This is a genomic window from Streptomyces malaysiense, assembly GCF_000980885.2.
Classification (GTDB): Bacteria; Actinomycetota; Actinomycetes; order Streptomycetales; family Streptomycetaceae; genus Streptomyces; species Streptomyces malaysiense.
Window position 1 is genome coordinate 1 of sequence record NZ_LBDA02000210.1, and the last position, 254, is coordinate 254.

Below are 254 nucleotides of genomic sequence, written 5' to 3' on the forward strand. Positions count from 1 at the left end.
TCCTTCTCGACCGCCAGCTCCACGGGCAGGCCGTGGCAGTCCCAGCCGGCCTTGCGGGCCACGTGGTAGCCGCGCATGGTACGGAACCGGGGGAAGACGTCCTTGAAGACGCGGGCCTCGATGTGGTGGGCGCCCGGCATGCCGTTCGCCGTGGGCGGGCCCTCGTAGAACACCCACTCGGGGCGGCCCTCGGACTGCTCAAGGCTCTTCGCGAAGATCTTCTGCTCGCGCCAGAAGTCGAGCACCGCGTGCTC

Annotated in this window: 1 protein-coding gene; it reads right to left on the bottom strand. The window is 69.7% G+C overall.

Going from position 1 to position 254, the window contains the following annotated elements; genetic code table 11:
• Window positions 1-254, bottom strand: a 254-nt coding sequence (locus tag VT52_RS34965) for a class I tRNA ligase family protein (RefSeq protein WP_143070999.1), incomplete at both ends; no start/stop codon positions are given.